Raw genomic sequence first — 19,469 nt, 5'->3', positions numbered from 1 at the left:
CGTCAGTCCTGCGCGGCCGGCGCCATGTTCACGAACCGCGTGAGTACGAGCACCGGCAGCGCCGACAACACCACCCACAGGAAGAAGTGACGGTAGCCCAGCGCATGCTGGATGTCGCCGCTGACCACCTTCGACAGCACGAAGCCCAGCTGCATGAACCCGGACCCCAGCGCGTAGTGCGCGGTCTGGTAGCGGCCGGGCGCGATCACCTGCATGATGAACAGGATCATGCCCACGAAGCCGAACCCGTAGCCGAACATCTCGGTCGACAACGCCGCCATGACGAGGCCCAGGTGCGACGGTTGCGCCGCGCTCAGGTACCAGAACACGAGGTTCGGCACGTTCATCGCGAGGATCAGCACGAGCATCGCGCGCTTCAGGCCCACGCGCGCCGTGAACCAGCCGCCGAGGATGCTGCCGACCAGGAAGGCCGCCGTGCCGGCCGTGCCGTAGATGGCGCCCACTTCCTGCGTCGACAGGCCAAGGCCGCCGGCCGCGCGCGCATCGCGCAGGAACAGCGGGCCGATCGTCTGCACCTGCCCTTCCGCGAGACGGAACAGCAGGATGAACACGATGCCCATCCAGATGCCCGGCTTGGCGAAGAATGCGCGCACGACGTCCACCAATACGTCCACGCTGCCACGCATCGACGCGCCGGCGCCCCTCCTCACGGTCTCGGGCAACGCCCACACGTGATACAGCCCGAGCCCCGCCAGCAAGGCGCCCAGCACCCCGAACACGGTGGCCCACGCGGCCGGGGGACCGATGCGCTGTTCGAGGAAACCGGCCAGGATCACGAGCCCGCCCAGCGACAGGAACTTGGCGCCGTTGAAGAACGCGCCCTGCCAGCCGGCGTACGCGCATTGCTGGCGCTCGGACAGGTTCGCGATATATAGACCGTCGGCCGCGATGTCGTGCGTGCTGGACGCGAACGACACGATGGCCAGCAGCCCGATCGCCAGCCCGAACCACGCGGGCAGCTGCAGCGCGAGGGCCAGCGCCGCGAGCGCGATGCCGCCCGTGACCTGCAGCACGACGACGACCCGCTTCTTGCTCGGCGCGAGTTCCAGGAATGGACTCCACAATGCCTTGAACACCCACGCGAGGCCGAGGACGCCGGTCCACCGTGCGATCTGCTCGTTGGGCACGCCCATGCTCTTGAACATCAGCCCCGCCACGAGGGCGACGCTGAAGAATGGCAGGCCCTGCGCGAGGTACAGCGTGGGCACCCACGCGAGCGGGTGCCGGTGCGCCTGGGGCGTCAGGTGGTCGGGACGGATGCTATCCATGGGAATCCAGTGCGATGACGACGGTTGCGCTCTTGCGGCCGCGCGTGTCGAAGGTGGCGACCTTGAACACGGCGGCGCCCTGCCCTGCCGCCACCGGTCCGGTGTAGCGCGGGCTGGCGGCATCGGGCTCGCTGCCGTCCAGAGTGTAATGCAGCGCGAGGCCCGGCAGGGCCACGTTCGCGTGGAACGTCCGGCCATCGGCGACGGCGCCCGGCGGCGGCAGCCGGTAGCCGTAGGCCAGCGGCGCGCGGTCGAGCCGTGCCAGCTCGCGCTGGCCGAGGCGGTTGGCGAATTCGTTCCACGCGTCGTCCATGGCGCGTGTACGCTCCCCGGCATCGTCGATCGCGCACCAGCCGGGATCCGGCGCCCACGCCCGCTCCGCCAGCGCCACGAGGCGCGGCGCGGCCAGGTATTCGATGCGGTCGCGCGAGCGGGCATTCTCTCCCCACAGCTGTCCCTGCAGGCCATTGACGCGGCGCCGGCCCTCGGCCGTCTGGCGCGTCATCGCGGCCAGCCGCCCGGGCGGCACGCTTCTCCCCATCGGGTCGGCGGCCGCGCTGACGATCATGTCCAGCGGGCAGAAGCCAAACGCATGGCGCGTCTCCACGAAGCCGGCCCAGTAATAACCCGGCTCCTGCGGATCCTTCGCATACGCGAGGTCGAAATACAGGTTCGCGGCATTCGCCAGCACGACGTCATAGCCCGCATTGGCGAGACGGTACGCGACGTCTTCCTTGCCCGAGCCCCACGCGTTGTTCCATGCATAGACCTGGAAACCGGGGCCGCCGTCCTCGTACACGAGCGCCGTCTCTTCCCAGCCCGCGAACGCGAGGCCGTGGCGCGCGAGGATCGCGCGGCAGCGATCGACGAAATCCGCCTGCAGCTGCGCGATACGGGTCCAGCCGCGCTCGCGCATCAGCGCCCGGCACCGCGGCGAGCCTTCCCACGCGCCCAGCGGCACCTCGTCGCCGCCCGTGTGGATCGTCCTGAGCGGCACGCCGGCCTCGCGGTACAGCGCCGCGACGTGGGCGACGACGGTGTCGATGAAGCGGTCGACGGACGGCAGCGCGATGCAGATCACGTTGTCGCGCCACAGCTGCACGGATTCGTAGACGGAGGCATCGTACGGGTCGCTCAGCAGGTAGCGCTCCGCGCCTTCGATATCGCCCTGCGCGCGCAGGCGGTCGTGGCGCGCGCGCATCGCCAGCACGGCCGCGCGCGCGTGGCCCGGCATGTTGAATTCCGGGATGACCTCGATGTGGCGTGCGTGCGCATGGCGCAGGATGCCGATGAAGTCGTCCGCGTCGTAATAGCCGGTGCCGGACGATGTGTCCACGTCCGCGCCCGAGCCAAAGGATGGCGGCAGCGTGTGGCCGCAGGCCGCGCCCCGTTTGCCGCCTATCTCCGTCAGCTCCGGCAGCGCGTCGATCCTGAGGCGCCAGCCTTCATCATCCGTCAGGTGCAGGTGCAGCCGGTTCAGTTTATAACGCGCCATGCAGTCGAGCAGGCGCTTGACCGTGGCCACCGAAGCAAAATGGCGCGCCACGTCGAGCATCATGCCGCGGTAGCCGAAGCGCGGCGCATCGAGCACGCGGCCGCACGGCAGACAGCCGTCCGCATCCAGCAACTGGGCCAGTGTCTGAATGCCGTTGAACACGCCGTGCGCGCCGGCGCCGCGTATCAGGATCGTGTCGGGGCCGATGTCGAGGCGGTAGGCCTCCGCCCCGTCCGCGGCCACGCTGCCGATCTCCAGCAGGATGCGCGCGCCGTCGCCCTCCGGCAGGTCGTCCAGCAGCGCCCGCAGCAACGCCGCTTCGCCGGCCAGCGCGGCGCCGGCCATGATCTCGCTCGACGCCGACAACCGGCTGCGCACCGCCGTGAACCGGGCCGAGACGGGCGTCGGCGTGATGCGCCCGACGTCGTCATCCGGCAGCAGGCGCAGGCCGCTGTTCTCGCGCCAGCGCCAGGCCGCGTCGGCCGGCGGCAGTACGTCGCGCGCATGGCGCTGGAGCTGTTCCGGCCGCGCGAACGGCGCGACGTCCGCGTCGCCCAGGTCGACCGTGCGCCCGTCCGCTTCGACGAGATAGAAGCCGAGCGGCGCGTCCGTCAGGCTGATGGCCCAGAACTGCGCCTCGTAGCGCACGTCCAGCATCTCGCCGGGCTGCCACGGCGACGGCGCCGTGCGGCGCAGCGCGAACAGGTCGCCGTTCACGTGCTCCAGGTCGAAGCCCGCGCTCACGCTGCCGGCCAGCACGCGCCGGCACGCGTTGAAGTACACGGTCCATCCCGCCGCGATCGGCGCGCCCGACACGTTGGTGAGCGTCAGGCGCGCCGCGAACACGTCGTCCGCGACGAGGTTGGACACGCACGCCCACGTCACGGCGGCCGGCGCACCGGCAACCATCTCCCGTTGCGACACGATCAGAGCTTGCCGCGCAGGCCGAGGTAGAAGGTGCGGCCGTTCGAGTAGAACGCGCGCGGCTGGTCCTTGTTCTCGGCGTACATCTTGATCGTCTCGTTGGTGAGGTTCAGCGCGTCGAACGTGACCGTCAGGTGCTCGTTGATCTTGAAGTTCACCGAGGCCGCCAGCGACGGCATCGAGTCCACGTGCTGGCTCGCGCCGCGGTCGACGCCCGCCTTGTACGAGGAGCGGTAGCTGTACGCGAGGCGCGCGGAGAAACGGTCGTTCTCGTAGTAGCCCGTCACGTTGTACGTGTTCTTCGACGCGTTGAGCATCTCGCCGCCGCCATCCAGTTCGCCGTCCGCCCACGTGTAGTTGGTGAGCAGGCCGAAGTTGTTCCACAACGGCTGCTGCCAGGAGAGCTCGATGCCCTTGTTGGTGGCGCTCGTGTTGTACGGCGACGTGATCTGGTAGTCGGTGAACGCGCCGCGCTTGTTGTTGTAGTAGCTGCCGGTGCTCGTGCCCTGCGCGACGATGGAGCTGAAGTCCATGTAGAACAGGCCCGCCGACAGCATCGCCTTCGGCATGTAGTACCACTCGGCCGACAGGTCGTAGTTGACGGAGCGGATCGGGTCCAGCTTGACGTTGCCGCCGCTGCCCGACAGCGCATCGTCGTTCAGCGACACGGAGCCGCCCAGCGCGCTGTAGTCGGGACGCGCCATCGTCTTGGCGATGCCGGCGCGGACGACGAGGCTTGACGACACGTCGAACTTCACGTTCGCGCTCGGCAGGTAGTCGCGGTATTTGCGCTCGTACGTCGTCGGCGTGTACGGACCGAACGCGGAACCCGTGACCGGATTCTGGCCGCCCGGCAGGTTCACGACGGTCGTCTGGCGCGTCTCGACGGCGCGCAGGCCGAAGTTGCCGCTCCAGTTGTCGCCGCCGATGTCGGCCATGCCGTAGACGGCCGCCGTCTTCTCGCCCACCTTGAATTCGTCGAGCCAGTTGTGGCGCAACGTGAAGTCCAGCAGGCGGTTGCCCGGCACCGCGCCCCAGGCGCCGAGGGCGGCACCGCTGTACTTGAAGTAGTTGTTGAAGACGCTCCCGCCGAGGTCCGAGCCGAAGTCGCCCGGGTACATCTCGCCGTTCCACACCGGACCCGGATTGCTGAAGCCGTTCGGACCCGGGCGCGTTTCCAGCGGGTGCTCGGCGGTGCGCTTGTGGTCCGTCCAGCGCGCGCCGAAGCGGACGCCCTGCAGCCACGGGTTGTCGCGCACGCGCCAGGTGCCGTCGACCTGCGCATACTTTTCCTTGTCCACCGACTGCGCCTCGCCGCCGCCCGCCCACGCCGTCGATCCCGGCTTCGTCGTGTTCCCGCCCGGGTAGCTGACGGTCGCCGGCGTCATGCCGTTCAGCGCGTACATCATGCCGCCGTCGACGTTGTTCTGGTAGTAGACGTCGCCGTGGTCCCAGCCGATGCCGTGCGTACGGCCGATCTTGCCCGTGAAGCTCAGGTCCTCGTTGACGCGCCAGCGGCCGTTCAGGTCGATGTACCACGATTCGCCGCCCGCATCCGGACGGTAGATGTTGTCGACCTCGCCCGAGTTGCTGGAGAACGTCGCGCCGACGAGCGTGCCGTTGCGGATCACGGGGCGCGCCGGGATCAGGTTCGCGCTGTTGATCGAATTCGCGGGCGCGGCCAGCCAGTTGGTGTTCTGGTGCGGCGCGCTCAGTTTCGAATAGAAGCCGTTCAGGTCGACGCCGATGTCGCGCGTGGGTTTCGCCTCGATGTCGAAGGCGCCGCCTTCACGCTTCTTCTTTTGCTCGAAGAATGCGGCGCCGATGAAGGTCGGGACCTTCACGCCCGCGAGCGCAGGATTCGCGATGGCGGCGGCGCTCGTCGCGCTGATCGGCGTGTAGCCGAGGATCTCCTGGCCGTCGCGGCGCACGCTCTGCTTTTCCGAAAAGCCCTGCAGCAGCACGCCGAACGTATTGGTCGCGTTCTTCCAGCTCACGAGGGCCGACACCTGCGGCTCGGTTTTTTTCGCGAGGTCGTTGTAGTTGGCCTGCACGGACGCTTCCACCGTCAGGGGCTGGCGGAAGTCGAGCGGACGGCGCGTGATCACGTTGATGGCGCCCGATACGCCGCCTTCGACGAGATCGGCGGTGGCACTCTTCTGCACGACGATGGAACCGACGAGTTCCGAGGGCAGCAGCGAAAAGCTCGACGAGCGGCCCACGTTGCCGCCGTACTGGTTCAGAACGAACCAGTCGCCCGTGCTGATCGCGTGGCCGTTGAACAGCGTCTGCTGCAGGCTGGGGCTCGTGCCGCGCAGGCTGACGCGGTCGTTCTCGCCGAAGCCGCCCTCGCCGCCCGCGGACGATTGCGTGTTCACGCCCGGCAGGCGCTGGATCGCGTCGGCCACGTTCTTGTCGGGCATCTTGCCGATGTCCTCGGCCGTCACCACCTCGACGACGGCGTCCGCGTTGCGCTTCTGGCGCAGCGACTGTTCCAGTGCCGCGCGCACGCCCGTCACGATCACGGTCTGCGCGTCCGGCGTGCCGCCGTCCTGTGCGCGCGCCTGTGCCGCGATGCCCATTACCAATATCGTCACCGCGCCCGCGATCGCGGTCCGTCCCATCGACTGTCTCATGTGCTCTCCCAAAACTGTGGTAATCAAAGAACCTTGCCAGTTTCGAATTCGTGGACGCTGCAGCGTCTCTCGTCTTCGTATGGGGCGCATTGTCTCGTTGAAATTCCGACCGTGTTTGTCAAATCTTGCTAATCAGCGGCGGAAGAACCACAGCACGATCGAGACGACGATCGAGATGACGAGGCAGGTAACGATGGGGAAGTTGAAGGAGAAACCTTCGCGGACGACGTGGATGTCGCCGGGGAGGCGGCCGAACGGGAACCGGCGCAGCCAGGGCCAGAGGAGCCCTGCGGCGAGCAGCACGAGACCGAGAACGATGAGGAGTTTTTGCATGGCGCCAGTCTAGCGTACCTCGTGAAAATCCTGGTTGCGCTAGACTTCCCCTCAGCCTGTATGGCCCCGGCGGGGCCTACACCTTCAAGTTTATTTTTGGAAAAAGGGGGAAAGCATGCCTACCACCTGGATCGTATCCGCCGACGCGGGCCGCGCCCGCATCTTCGCCGAATCGGACCCCAAGCAGCCTTACATCGAAGTCGAGGACATGGTCAGCGCCAACGCGCGCCTGCGCGACATCGACATCAACACCGACCGGCTCGGTCCGACCTCGGCCGGCCAGAGCATCCACAACACGGGCGGCGCCACGCCGAACAAGCAGTACCAGCCGGCGCAGACGCCGGAACAGCACGACGCCGAGTTCTTTGCGAAGGACATCTGCAACTACCTGCTGAAGGGCTGGCAGGAACAGCGGTTCCAGAAACTGGAACTGGTGGCCGAGCCGAAGTTCCTCGGCGTGCTGCGCGGCCAGCTGGACAACCAGCTCAAGCCGCTCGTCGACCTGGAACTGAACAAGGACTACAGCCACTTCAACGCGCACCAGCTGCGCGAACAGCTGCAGGCGCAGAAGGCCAAGTTCTGATTCACGCCCGCGCCAGTGCCGGACGCGGCTGAGCGTCCGCGACTGGCCGCGCGGCCTGCGCCGGCCGCGCGGCCACACGGAACACGCCGACCGACGCCGCCAGGCGCTGTGCCTGTTCGTGCATCGTGCCGGCCGCCGCGGCGGCTTCCTCGACCAGCGCGGCGTTCTGCTGCGTGACCTGGTCCATCTGCGCCACCGCGACGTTGATCTGGCCGATGCCGGCCGTCTGTTCGGCGCTGGCCGACGTGATCTCGCCCATGATGTCCGTCACGCGGCGCACGCTGTCGACGATCTCGCGCATCGTCGCGCCGGCCTGACCCACGAGGCGTCCACCCGTCTCCACGCGCTCGACCGAACTCTCGATGAGTCCCTTGATCTCCTTCGCCGCGCCGGCCGCGCGCTGGGCGAGGTTGCGCACCTCGGACGCCACGACGGCGAACCCGCGGCCCTGCTCGCCCGCGCGCGCCGCTTCCACGGCCGCGTTCAGCGCCAGGATATTCGTCTGGAACGCGATGCCGTCGATGACGCCGACGATCTCCGCGATGCGGCGCGACGCGTCGCTGATCTCGCCCATCGTGCCGACCACGCCGTCGATCACGGCGCCGCCGCGTTCGGCCACACCTTTCGCCGCTTCCGCCAGCGCATTCGCCTGGCGCGCGTTGTCCGCGTTGTGCTTCACGGCCGACGTCAGCTCTTCCATCGACGCGGCCGTTTCTTCCAGCGACGACGCCTGCTGCTCGGTGCGCGCCGACAGGTCCTGGTTGCCGGCCGCGATCTGGCGCGAGGTCGTCGCGATCGTATCGGTGCCGCCGCGGACTTCGCCGACGATGTCCGCCAGCGATGCGTTCATGGCGCGCAGCGCGCCGAGCAGCTCGCCGATCTCGTCGTTACGCTCGATGTGTACGGTTTGCGTGAGATCGCCGGCCGCCACGCTGCGTGCCACGCGCAAGGCTTCGGCCAGCGATGCGCCGATGCCGCGGATCAGCCATGCGGCGACGCAGGCACCGGCGAGCGCGCCGATGACGACCAGGGCGATCGAGAGATTGCGCGTGCGTTCGTAGCGTGCCAGCGCGGCGTCGTATTGCGCTTTCGCCACGTCCAGCTGCAATTGCACGAGCGCCTGCATGTTCTTTTGCGCCGGCAGATAGCGCGACGCCAGCGGCCCCTTGACGAGCTTCCGGACCTCGTCCGCATCGTTGGCTCGCAGCGCGGCCATGGTCGGCTTGAGGCCTTCCCGGACGAACGTCAGGCGGCTCTCGATGAACGTCCGCGCCAGGACTTGTTCTTCCGGCGTCAGGTAGGTTGCCTTGTACCGGTCCCACAGCATACTGATTTCCTGGATGCGTGCTTCGACTTCCGCGATCACGGGACCATTGTCCGGCTCGGCCGCCAGTGCGGCACTCGACAGGGCGTTCTGGTTCTGCTGCATGAGCGACAAGATATGGCTGAGCTGGCTGAGGGGTACCAGCCGGTCGTTGTAGACGGTACCCAGCGCGGCATTCGTGGCGCCCTGGTTGACGAGGCCGACGACGCCGACGACGATGGAAACCGCACTCAACAGTACGGTCAGGAAGATGAGACGAGTCTTGATACTGAGATGTTTGAACATGGCAATGGCAGGCAAAAGCGACTGTCTGTAAGTATGGTGGCGCTACCAAACTGTAGAGCAGTTCAGAGGCCACCGGTACTCATTTGTTGCCATCCATCCACAAAATCACTCGATCTTCATCCATCTGCACCGAATTCGAGCCAATATCCCTATTTCAGTGCGGCAATACGCACCATCATGGCGCAAAATACACACCCGTAAACGGCAACGCCCGCCGCTGCCGGAAGGCAGAGCGGCGGGCGCGAGGCCAGCGTTGTCGCTTAAAAACCCTTGGCGCCGGCGGCTATCGGGCGACGTGTGGCAAGTGCCGGCTGTGGCCGGGACGGCGCACGGGATGCGGCCGCGGCCGCGTGGTCCAGCTTGAACACGCTGACCGCCTCGGCCAGGCTGCGCGCCTGTTCCTGCATGGATTCGGTGGCCGCGGCGGCCTCCTCGACCAATGCCGCGTTCTGCTGCGTCACCTGGTCCATCTGCTGGATCGCGGCGCCGACCTGTTCGATGCCGGCGCTCTGCTCGCCCGACGCGGCCGAGATCTCGGCCATGATGTCCGAGACGCGGCGCACGCTGGCGACGACTTCCTGGATCGTCGTGCCGGCCTCGCCCACCAGGCGCGAACCGGCGGCGACCTTCTCGACGGAGTCGCCGATGAGTTCCTTGATCTCCTTCGCCGCCGCGGCCGAGCGCTGGGCCAGCGTACGCACCTCGCTCGCGACGACGGCGAAGCCGCGGCCCTGCTCGCCCGCGCGCGCCGCTTCCACGGCCGCGTTCAGGGCCAGGATATTCGTCTGGAACGCGATGCCGTCGATGACGCCGATGATGTCGACGATCTTCCTGGACGACGCGTCGATCGCGCCCATCGTGTCGACCACCTGCGCGACGACGTCGCCGCCGCGCACGGCCACGCTCGATGCCGACGCGGCCATCTGGTTGCCCTGCCGGGCATTCTCCGCGTTCTGGCGCACGGTGCCCGTCAATTCTTCCATCGACGCCGCGCTTTCCTCCAGCGCGCTGGCCTGCTCCTCGGTGCGCGCCGACAGGTCGTGGTTGCCGGTGGCCACTTCGACGGCGGCGGTGGCGATGGTGTCGGCGCCGCTGCGCACGCGCGTCACCAGCGCGTTCAGGTTCGCGTTCATCGTCTGCAGCGCGATCATCAGTTCGCCCGTCTCGTCGCGGCTCGCGACGTCGATGCGCGCCGTCAGGTCGCCCTGCGCGACGGCGTTGGCGACGGTGATCGCGCGACGCAGCGGGCCGGTGATGCTGCGCGCAAGCCACCACGCCAGCGCCGCGCCCAGCAGCACGACCGCGATGCCGACGCCCACCAGCAGCAGGCGCCCGTTCGCCGCGATGCCCTCGACGCGCGCCTTGGCGTCGTCCACGCCCTTCTTCTGGTGCTCGGCCAGGTCGGCCGCCGCCGCTTCGTACGCCGCAAGCGCCGGATTCATGCCGGCATCGGCCGCGCGCTCGATGGCGGCCGCGTCGACGGTGCCGCTTTCCATGAGTGCGAACAGCTTCTTGCGCGCCGTCGTGTAGGCCTTGCGCCGCTCGCTGAGGGTCGCGAACAACCGCTTCCCTTCCTTGCTCGCGACGAGGCGCTGCAATTCTTCGTCGATGCGGCTGATCTCTTCGCTGTTCGCCTTCATCTTGGCGTTGATCCGCTCACGGTCCTGGGCGTCGATGGCACGCAGGCGCGCTTCGGTGAGGGCACGGTTGATGCGGGTGCTGGCCAGCCGGCGGTCGGCCAGGCGGGTCTTGCTGATCGACGCGTCCATGTCCGCGGTCGCGTCGACCACCTGCTGCAGGCGCAGCACGCCGACCACGGTCAGCATGGCCGACAGTGCAAGCACGGCGGCGAACGCGAGGCCGAGCCGGGCCCCGATTTTGAGATTCTGGATATGCATGTGCACCTCGACGGAAAACGGTAAAGCGGCGGATGCGCGCGGCGGGTCGTGGCGGCGGGCCGGCGCGGTGAAAGGGCGAGGATGGGGCCCGCACGTGCCGCGCCTGCGTGGGCGGGGCCGTGTCACGATTTAATGATACACGCCATATTTATCCACGGAACATTAAGTTGCGACACCGCAACGCTATTTCGTCGCAGAATGAGGTAAAGCCTGCCGCTAAAACGTTAGAATTCCAGATTCCGCTCTGTCACATCAGCGATTGCCAATGTCCGCATCCAATTACCCTTCGTCGTCCCGCCGCCGGTTCCTCGCTGCCCTGCCGTTGTCCGGGCTGCTGACGACGGCCCGCGCGGCCGCGCCGCTGCCCGTGCTGCTGGGGATCGACGGCGAATTCGGACTGGACAATTCGACATCGGCCCAGGCCGTCGAACTGGGCATGCGCGCGGCCATCGCCGAGATCAACGCGGCGGGCGGCGTGCTGCACGGCCGGCCGTTGCAGGTCGTGACGAAAGATCATCGGTCGATCCCGGCGCGCGGCATCCGCAACATCCAGGAATTCGCGGCGATGCCCGATCTCGTGGCGGTGTTCGGCGGCCGCTTCAGCCCCGTCGTCATCGAGGAACTGCCGACCCTTCGGTCGACGCACACCTTGTTCATGGCGCCGTGGTCGTCGGCCGACATCATCGTCGACAACGAGATGCGTCCGAACTACGTGTACCGCCTGTCGCTGCGCGATTCGCTGGCCATGCCGAAGCTGCTGCAGACGGCGCACCGGCGCGGCCTCGGCCGCATCGGCCTGCTGCTGACCAACACGTCCTGGGGCCGCAGCAATGCCCAGGCGGCGGCCCGCGCGGCCGAGAATCTGCCCGCGCTGAAGCTCGTCGGCACCTCGTGGTACAACTGGCGCGACACGAGCCTCGTCGACAACTACCAGCACCTGCGCGCGGCCGGCGCCCAGGCCATCGTCCTCGTCGCCAACGACGACGAGGCGGCGATCCTCGTGCGCGAAGTGGCCGCGCTGCCGAAAGCGCAACGCCTGCCGATCCTGAGCCACTGGGGCGTGACGGGCGGCGAATTCGCGGCCCAGGCGGGACCGGCGCTGCAGCAGGTCGACTTTTCCGTGATCCAGACCTTCAGCTTCTTCCGCGCCGACCCGGCCCGCGTCGAGCGCTTCCTCGCCAGCGCGGCGCAGGTGTCGAAGGTGCGCCGCATCGAGGACATCAAGGGTCCCGTGGGCGCCGCGCACGCCTACGACCTCACGCACATCCTCGCGCTCGCGATCGACCGCGCCGGCAGCACCGACCGCAAGGCCGTGCGCGACGCGCTCGAGCGTCTCGGCACGGTCCGCGGCCTCGTCAAGACGTATGCGCCGCCGTTCACGCCGGCCCGTCACGAAGCGCTCGGCCCGGACGACCTGCTGCTGGCGCGCTACCGCGCGGACGGCGTCCTGGTGCCGGCGGATGACTGACATGATCGACGCCTCCACCCCGGCCAGCCTGGCGCGCCGCTTCGCGAACGCGGCCGCGATCCTGACGGCGGCGGCCGTGCTGCTCATCGCCGGCGTCTCGTTCTGGCTGATCGACCACCAGCGCGCGCAGGCCAACGCCCTGCTGCAGGAGCGCGAGGTCGCATTCCATGCCACGACCGTCGGCCACAACCTGGAAGCGGTCGTCACGCGCCTGCACGAAGTAGGTGCGAGCCCGATCCTGGCCACGGCGCTCGTCGACAGCGCCGGCAAGGAAACCTACCTGACGCCGTTCCTGCACGGCCTGCGCCAGATGAACGGCATTCCGCTGCGCCTGCTGTTCACGGATTTCGAGGGCAAGGAAATCGCGGACAACGGCGTGCCCGGCTTCACGGACGCCGACATGGCGTGGCTGCGCGCACGTCTGGCAAACGGCGACGAACGGGCCGTCTTGCAGACCGGCCCCGACGGCGGGGAGCTGCTCGGCGTCGTGCTGCTGCGCTACCAGCGCACGCGCACGCCGGAAGGCGCCCTGGTGTACAAGGTAAGGCTGGCCGACCTGAAGCCCACGTCGTGGGCCGTGCTCGCGCCCGCGTCCGCGGACAAGGCGGCGGGGCCGCACGAGATCGCGGCACCCGTGCCGCTGCCGCCGCGCCTGGCCCACGTGGGCCTCGTGCTGCGCGAGGACGAGCGCCGCCTGCCGCTGCCGCTCGAGACGTCCGGGCCGCAGTACCTCCTGATCCTGGTCGTCGCCTGCCTGCTCGCGCTGGTGGTGTTCATCCTCGCGGCGCGGCTGGCGCACGGCCTCACGCGCGACCTGCGCCGCCTCGAGACGTTCTCCGTCAGCCTGGGCGACGACATCGGCACCCAGCGCGCGCCGCTCGAGGGCTCGCGCGAAGTCGTCAGCCTGGCGCGCGCGCTCAACCGCATGCTCGACCGCCTGTACGAACAGCGCGCGCACCTGGAGGAAGAACGCCGCAAGTTCCTGCAGCTCGCGAATAACATCCCGCAACTCGTGTGGATGGCCGACCCGGAAGGCAACATCGTCTGGTTCAACGACCGCTGGCATGAATTCACGGGCAGCCCGCCGGGGACCACCGGCGCCGACGAGTGGCACCGCTATCACGACCCCGAAGTGCTGCCGCAGGTGATGCGGCGCTGGAAGGAAGCCCTCGCCAGCGGCAACATGGCGCAGATGACCTTCCCGCTGCGCGGCGCCGACGGCCGCTACCGCAGCTTCTTCACGTCGGTGGCGCCGCTGCGCGACGAGGCCGGCCAGATCGTCCAGTGGTTCGGCACCTGCACCGACGTCACCCCGCTGGAACGGGCGGAACGCGCCGTGCGCTACAGCGAGGAGCGCCTGCAGCAGGGCCTCGTCGCCGCCCGCATGGCCGTGTGGGAGCGCGATCCGCACAGCGGCCAGGTCACCTTCTCGGCCAACCTGCACAGCGTGTTCGGCAAGAACTGGCACAACATCGCCGAGCTGCAGAAGCTCGTCCATCCGGACGACCGCCAGCCCCTGCGCGACACCGTCGAACAGGCCATCCGCGCCGGCGGCGAATACCGCGCCACGCCGCGGGTGCGCCGCGCCGACGACGGCCGGCTCGCGTGGATCGACATGCGCGGCCGCCTCGGCCTCGGCGCCGACGGCCGCAGCACCGTCGTGCACGTCGTCGCGATCGACATCACGGAGCGCAAGCGCGCGGAAGAAGCGCTGCAGCTCGCGGACCGGCGCAAGGACGAATTCCTCGCCATGCTGGCGCACGAACTGCGCAACCCGCTGGCGCCGATCTCCAGCGCGGCCGACATGCTGCGCCTGGCCTATGCGGGCGAGCCGCGCGTGAAGCAGATCAGCGACATCATCGCGCGCCAGGTCGCGCACATGCGCCACATCGTGAACGACCTGCTGGACGTCTCGCGCGTCACGCGCGGCCTCGTCGCCGTGGCCAGGCGGCCGATCGACCTGCGCCGCGTCGTCGCGGAGGCCGCCGAACAGGTCCGCGCGCTCGTCGACGCGCGCCGCCACCGCCTCGACGTCGCGCTCGGCGCAGCGCCCGTGATGGTGGACGGCGACCACACGCGCCTCGTGCAGGTGGTCGCGAACCTGCTGACCAACGCGGCCAAGTACACGCCGGAGGGCGGCCATATCGAGGTCGAACTGGAAGCCGCCGACGGCCAGGCTTTCCTGGCCGTGCGCGACAACGGCAACGGCATCGGCCCCGACCTGCTGCCGGTCGTGTTCGACCTGTTCACGCAAGCCTCGCGCACGCTCGACCGCGCCCAGGGCGGCCTGGGCCTGGGCCTCGCCCTGGTGCGCAAGCTCGTCGAACTGCACGGCGGCCAGGTCGACGCCGCCAGCGCCGGCCCGGGGCGCGGCAGCACGTTCACGGTGACGCTGCCTTTGCTGGACGTCAACCCGGGGTCAGAGCCCGTTTTTGAGAAATTGCCTGAAACCGGGCTCTGACCCCGGTGTTTCTGCGCCGCATTGGTTTGACGGCATGGGTGGATCGGGGGACCATGGCGCCAACGTCAACGCTCCCGCTTCGTCCATGCCCGTCTCGTCCCCGCCCCAGCTCGGCCTGGTCTGCATCACCGTCTCGAAGGACATCCGCTACCGCACCGTCACGCGCAAGCGCCTGCTGGAGCAGTCGGACGACGGCCAGCGCAAGCTGCTCGACGACATCTACCGCGACAACCTGCAGACGCTGGACGGTGCGCTGCACTACTGCCGCCGCAACGGCATTCGCCTGTATCGCATTCCGTCGTCGATCTTCCCGTTCTTCGACGACGACATCGGCCGCGCCGTGATGCAGCCCCTCGCGCCTGCGCTCGCGCGCACGGGCCGGCGCGCGACGGAACTCGGCCTGCGCCTCGTGATGCATCCGGACCAGTTCGTCGTGCTCAGTTCCGATTCGCCCGACGTCGTCGCCAACAGCGTCAAGATCCTGCAGATGCACGCCGACATCATGGACCTGCTGGAGCAACCGCGCTCGCCGTGGGCGCTGCTCGAGATCCACGGCGGCAAGGCGAACCGCAGCGACGCGCTCGTCGAGCGCATCCATGCGCTGCCCGACGCGATCCGCCTGCGCCTGTGCCTGGAGAACGATGAATACGCGTACGGCGCGGACGAGATCCACGACGTTTGCATGCGCGCCGGCGTGCCGATGGTGTTCGACGCGCACCACCACATCGTGCACGACAAGCTGGCCAGCTACGACGACCCGAGCGTGGCCGCGATGCTCGCCGCGGCACGCGCGACATGGCCCGTGCCGGCGCACCAGGTCGTCCACATCTCGAACGGGCGCGACGGGTTCAACGATCGCCAGCACGCGGACCTGATCACGACGATGCCGGCGGCGTATGTGGAGGCGCCGTGGATCGAGATCGAGGCGAAGTCGAAGGAACAGGCGATTGGTGGATTAAGGGATTGGATGGCGCAAGTAAGTTGCCCCTAAAACCGTCATCCCCGCCTGCGCGGGGATGACGTTGTTTTGCGTTTCGGGTTGTTTTGCGTTTCGGGTTGTATTGCGTTTCGGGTTGTATTGCGTTTCGGGTCGTTTTGCGTTTCGCGCTGTTCCGCTTAGCGGTTGACCGCCCCCATCGCCCCTTCCGGATACCGCGTCCCCACCGCCGCCCCGCGCGGAAAGATCGCTTCCAGCTCCGTCAACTGCGCCGGCCCGAGGTCGATGTCGACGGCATCCACGTTCTCGTCGAGGTAGTTGCGGCGCTTGGTGCCGGGAATCGGCACGATGTCCGGCCCCTGCGCCAGCACCCATGCGAGCGCCAGCTGGCCCGGCGTGCAGCCCGCCGCGCGCGCCAGTTCGCGCACCTTGTCGACGAGTGCGATGTTCTGCGCGAAGTTCGCGCCCTGGAAACGCGGGCTGTTGCGGCGGTAGTCGTCCGGCGCGAAATCGTCCGGCGTACGGATCTCGCCCGTGAGGAAGCCGCGGCCCAGCGGACTGTATGGCACGAAGCCGATGCCGTGGCGGCGGCACGCGTCGAGCACGCCATCCTCGGGATCGCGCGTCCACAACGAGTACTCGCTCTGCAGCGCCGTCACCGGATGCACCTTCACGGCACGCTCGATCGTCTGTACGGACGCCTCGGACAGGCCCACGTAGCGCACCTTCCCGGCGCGGACGAGGTCCGCCAACGCGCCCATCGTGTCCTCGATGGGCGTGGCCGGGTCCACGCGGTGCTGGTAGTACAGGTCGATCGTGTCGATGCCGAGCCGCTTGAGGCTTCCCTCGCAGGCGGCGCGTACGTACTCGGGGCGACCGGAGACGCCGAAATCGCCCGGATTTTCGGGGGTTCGTTTGACGCCGAACTTGGTGGCGATGACGAGTCCCTCGCGCCGCCCGCGGATCGCGCGGCCCAGCAAGACCTCGTTCGTGTGCGGGCCGTACATGTCGGCCGTGTCGAACAGCGTGACGCCCAGGTCGATGGCGCGCTGGATCGTCGCGATGGATTCGGCGTCGTCGCGGTTGGCGTAGAAATCGCTCATGCCCATGCAGCCCAGGCCGATGGCCGAGACGTGCAATCCTTCATTGCCCAGCTGACGTGTCTTCATGATGGTCTCCGGTGCGATCGATGGGCGTGACGATAGCCGTTTCGCGGCGACGGCGGCACACGACAGGTTTATGATCATGCAAGCATTCACATCGTTCATGACGGACATGGGAAATGTGAATTGGGAGTTTCCGAGTGCGAAGTCCAGAATGGACGACCATGCTTCTCATGCACACCATGGATGACCGGGCCTGGAGGCGGACATGATCGTCCGCGACCGCCCATCGGCCCTGCGGCTGTTCTTCATCATGCGCGGTTCGATCCTGCCGCGCATCTGGATGCACCTCGCGGTCAGTACGCTGCTGGCGGTGATCGTCACCTGGACCGACGGCCAGTTCGGCCACCACAAGCTGCATTTCACGACGACGCCGTTCACGCTGATGGGGCTTCCCCTCGCGATCTTCCTCGGCTTCCGTAACAACGCGGCCTACGACCGCTACTGGGAAGGCCGCAAGCAGTGGGGGGAACTGATACTGCGCAGCCGCAGCCTCGCGCGCCAGTGCCTGTCGCTCGTCGCGCCCGGCCATCCGGCCGCGGACGATCCCCACCTGCGCATCATTCGCCGCGCCATCGCGTATGCGCACGCGCTGCGCCAGCGGCTGCGCGGCGACACCGACGGCAATGCCGACGTCGCGCCGTGGATCGCACCAGCCGAATGGGAACGCGTGCGCACGCAACCGAACGTCCCGTACGCGCTGATGCTGGAGATGGGCGCCGACCTCGGAGAATGCCTGCGCACGGGCCGCCTGGACGCCTGCCTCGCGCCGGCCATCGATGCGAGCTTCTCGGCGATGACGGCGGTGGCCGCATCCTGCGAACGTATCCGCGGCACGCCGATCCCGTTTTCGTACACCCTGCTGCTGCACCGCACGGCGTACCTGTATTGCTTCCTGCTGCCGTTCGGCCTCGTGGACACGATCGGCTACCTGACGCCCCTCGTCTCCGCCATCGTGGCCTACACCTTCTTCGGCCTGGACGCCCTCGGCGACGAGCTCGAGGAACCGTTCCGCGCCTCCGACAACGGCCTGCCGCTCGAGGCCCTGTGCCGCACGATCGAGATCGACCTGCGCACCGCCCTGGGCGACCGCGACCTGCCTCCCCCGCTGCTGCCGGAGAACTACCGGCTCAGCTAGTTCCATCCCGAAGTCGACCCGAGAAAGACATGAAGACAGAATACCTGGACCGTATCCGCTGCGCCTCGCTGCGCGGCCGCGTCACCAGTGCGCACGAGGCCGCGCGCTGGATCAAGGACGGCATGACCGTCGGCATGAGCGGCTTCACCCGCGCCGGCGACGTCAAGCTCGTGCCGGCCGCGCTGGCCGAGCGGGCCCGCACGGAGCCTTTGAAGATCACGCTGATGACGGGCGCCTCGCTCGGCAACGACACCGACAAACGCCTCACCGAAGCGGGCGCACTGGCGCGCCGCATGCCGTTCCAGGTGGACCCCGTGCTGCGCGCGGCGATCAACCGCGGCGAGGTGATGTACATCGACCAGCACCTGTCCGAGACCGTCGAACAGCTGCGCAGCCGCCACATCGCGCCGGTCGACGTGGCCATCGTGGAAGCGGTGGCGATCACGGAAGACGGCGCCGTCGTGCCCACGACCTCCGTCGGCAACAGCGCCAGCTTCGCGATCCTGGCCGACAAGGTGATCGTCGAGATCAACCTCGCCCAGCCGGCCGGCCTGGAAGGCCTGCACGACATCTGGATTCCGAAGAAGCGCCCGTTGCGCGAACCGATCCCGATCATGTCGGCGGACGACCGCGCCGGCACGCCGTGGATCGCCATCCCGCCCGAGAAGATCGTCGCGATCGTGCTGTCCGACCAGCCGGATTCGACGTCGTCCGTGCTGCCGGCCGATCGCGAGACGGCCGCCATCGCGGGCCACCTGATCCGCTTCTTCGAACGGGAAATCGAGGCGGGCCGCCTGGCGAGGGAACTGCTGCCGCTGCAGGCCGGCATCGGCACGATCGCCAACGCGGTGCTGGCAGGCTTTGCCGACAGCCCGTTCGACCGCCTGACGATGTATTCGGAAGTGCTGCAGGATTCGACGTTCGACCTGTTCGACGCGGGCAAGCTGGATTTCGCGTCCGGCTCGTCGATCACGCTGTCGCCGGAAAAGAGCCGGCAGGTGTTCCGCGACTTCGACCGCTACCGCGACAAGCTCGTGCTGCGTCCGCAGGAAGTGTCCAACCACCCGGAAGTGATTCGCCGCCTCGGCATCATCGCCATCAACACGGCCCTGGAAGCGGACATCTACGGGAACATCAATTCGACGCACGTGCTGGGCACGCACATGATGAACGGGATCGGCGGCTCGGGCGACTTCGCGCGCAACGCCTACCTGTCGATCTTCGCGACCAAGGCCACGGCCAAGGGCGGCAAGGTGTCGTCGATCGTGCCGATGGTGACGCACGTCGACCACACGGAGCACGACGTCGACATCATCGTCACGGAACTGGGCCTCGCCGACCTGCGCGGCCTCGCGCCACGCGAACGGGCCGAGGTCATCATCGAACAGTGCACGGCCGAACCGTACAAATCGATGCTGCGCGCGTACGTGCGGGAAGCGCAGCGGCGCGGCGGCCAGACGCCGCACGTGCTGGAGCGGGCGTACGCGTGGCACACCCGCTACAGCGAGACGGGCTCGATGCTCGAACCCTGAACC

General features: G+C 68.2%; 13 protein-coding genes. 6 read left to right on the top strand and 7 right to left on the bottom strand.

All coding sequences use genetic code 11. The features are described 5' to 3' along the window. Positions 1 to 2: 2 nt before the first annotated feature. From ACEN98_RS18915 to ACEN98_RS18900, 4 genes are all read right to left on the bottom strand, one after another. Complete coding sequence (locus ACEN98_RS18915; protein WP_413386407.1) at positions 3 to 1,289, bottom strand: MFS transporter; 1,287 nt, start codon at positions 1,287 to 1,289, stop codon at positions 3 to 5. Continuing rightward, positions 1,282 to 3,693: a family 20 glycosylhydrolase gene (locus ACEN98_RS18910; protein WP_413386405.1), complete on the bottom strand. Its 2,412-nt coding sequence runs from the start codon at positions 3,691 to 3,693 to the stop codon at positions 1,282 to 1,284. The genes ACEN98_RS18915 and ACEN98_RS18910 overlap by 8 nt, the downstream gene beginning before the upstream one ends. A gap of 17 nt (positions 3,694 to 3,710) precedes the next feature. Then, positions 3,711 to 6,344, bottom strand: coding sequence for a TonB-dependent receptor (locus ACEN98_RS18905; RefSeq protein ID WP_413386403.1), 2,634 nt, complete (start codon positions 6,342 to 6,344; stop codon positions 3,711 to 3,713). Between the two features lie 132 nt (positions 6,345 to 6,476). Then, positions 6,477 to 6,677, bottom strand: coding sequence for a DUF2905 domain-containing protein (locus tag ACEN98_RS18900; RefSeq protein WP_371765055.1), 201 nt, complete (start codon positions 6,675 to 6,677; stop codon positions 6,477 to 6,479). A gap of 115 nt (positions 6,678 to 6,792) precedes the next feature. Between ACEN98_RS18900 and ACEN98_RS18895 the strand changes: the two genes are divergently transcribed. Beyond that, positions 6,793 to 7,260 carry a host attachment protein gene (locus ACEN98_RS18895; RefSeq protein ID WP_413386401.1) on the top strand — a complete coding sequence of 156 codons (468 nt, stop codon included), beginning with the start codon at positions 6,793 to 6,795 and terminating at the stop codon, positions 7,258 to 7,260. Position 7,261: 1 nt separating this feature from the next. On the opposite strand, the gene ACEN98_RS18890 is transcribed toward ACEN98_RS18895, so the two are convergent. Continuing rightward, positions 7,262 to 8,869 (bottom strand): methyl-accepting chemotaxis protein, encoded by a 1,608-nt coding sequence (locus ACEN98_RS18890; RefSeq protein ID WP_413386399.1) that lies wholly within the window; start codon positions 8,867 to 8,869, stop codon positions 7,262 to 7,264. A 260-nt stretch (positions 8,870 to 9,129) separates the two neighbouring features. Further along, positions 9,130 to 10,767 carry a methyl-accepting chemotaxis protein gene (locus tag ACEN98_RS18885; RefSeq protein ID WP_413386397.1) on the bottom strand — a complete coding sequence of 546 codons (1,638 nt, stop codon included), beginning with the start codon at positions 10,765 to 10,767 and terminating at the stop codon, positions 9,130 to 9,132. 265 nt (positions 10,768 to 11,032) lie between these two features. Between ACEN98_RS18885 and ACEN98_RS18880 the strand changes: the two genes are divergently transcribed. The 3 genes from ACEN98_RS18880 to uvsE all read left to right on the top strand — a co-directional run bounded on the left by ACEN98_RS18880 (position 11,033) and on the right by uvsE (position 15,687). Next, positions 11,033 to 12,235: an ABC transporter substrate-binding protein gene (locus ACEN98_RS18880; protein ID WP_413386395.1), complete on the top strand. Its 1,203-nt coding sequence runs from the start codon at positions 11,033 to 11,035 to the stop codon at positions 12,233 to 12,235. A gap of 1 nt (position 12,236) precedes the next feature. Beyond that, positions 12,237 to 14,696, top strand: a complete 2,460-nt coding sequence (locus tag ACEN98_RS18875) for an ATP-binding protein (protein ID WP_413386393.1) — start codon at positions 12,237 to 12,239, stop codon at positions 14,694 to 14,696. Positions 14,697 to 14,781: 85 nt separating this feature from the next. Beyond that, positions 14,782 to 15,687, top strand: a complete 906-nt coding sequence (gene uvsE / locus ACEN98_RS18870; RefSeq protein WP_413386391.1) for a UV DNA damage repair endonuclease UvsE — start codon at positions 14,782 to 14,784, stop codon at positions 15,685 to 15,687. A 125-nt stretch (positions 15,688 to 15,812) separates the two neighbouring features. On the opposite strand, the gene ACEN98_RS18865 is transcribed toward uvsE, so the two are convergent. Beyond that, on the bottom strand, positions 15,813 to 16,802 hold the full coding sequence (locus tag ACEN98_RS18865; protein ID WP_413386389.1) for an aldo/keto reductase: 990 nt from the start codon (positions 16,800 to 16,802) through the stop codon (positions 15,813 to 15,815). A gap of 202 nt (positions 16,803 to 17,004) precedes the next feature. Here ACEN98_RS18865 and ACEN98_RS18860 point away from each other — a divergent pair, with 202 nt between their 5' ends. Both ACEN98_RS18860 and ACEN98_RS18855 read left to right on the top strand, forming a co-directional pair. Next, the gene (locus ACEN98_RS18860) at positions 17,005 to 17,934 is read left to right on the top strand and encodes a bestrophin family protein (RefSeq protein ID WP_413386387.1); all 930 of its coding nucleotides are present in this window, start codon (positions 17,005 to 17,007) and stop codon (positions 17,932 to 17,934) included. Positions 17,935 to 17,963: 29 nt separating this feature from the next. Further along, the gene (locus ACEN98_RS18855) at positions 17,964 to 19,466 is read left to right on the top strand and encodes an acetyl-CoA hydrolase/transferase family protein (protein ID WP_413386385.1); all 1,503 of its coding nucleotides are present in this window, start codon (positions 17,964 to 17,966) and stop codon (positions 19,464 to 19,466) included. Positions 19,467 to 19,469 lie beyond the last annotated feature (3 nt).

It is taken from the genome of Massilia sp. CT11-137 (assembly GCF_047302885.1).
Lineage (GTDB): Bacteria > Pseudomonadota > Gammaproteobacteria > Burkholderiales > Burkholderiaceae_D > Telluria > Telluria orientalis.
Note: the sequence above shows the minus strand (reverse complement) of the source record. Positions and strands in the feature narration are given on the sequence as shown.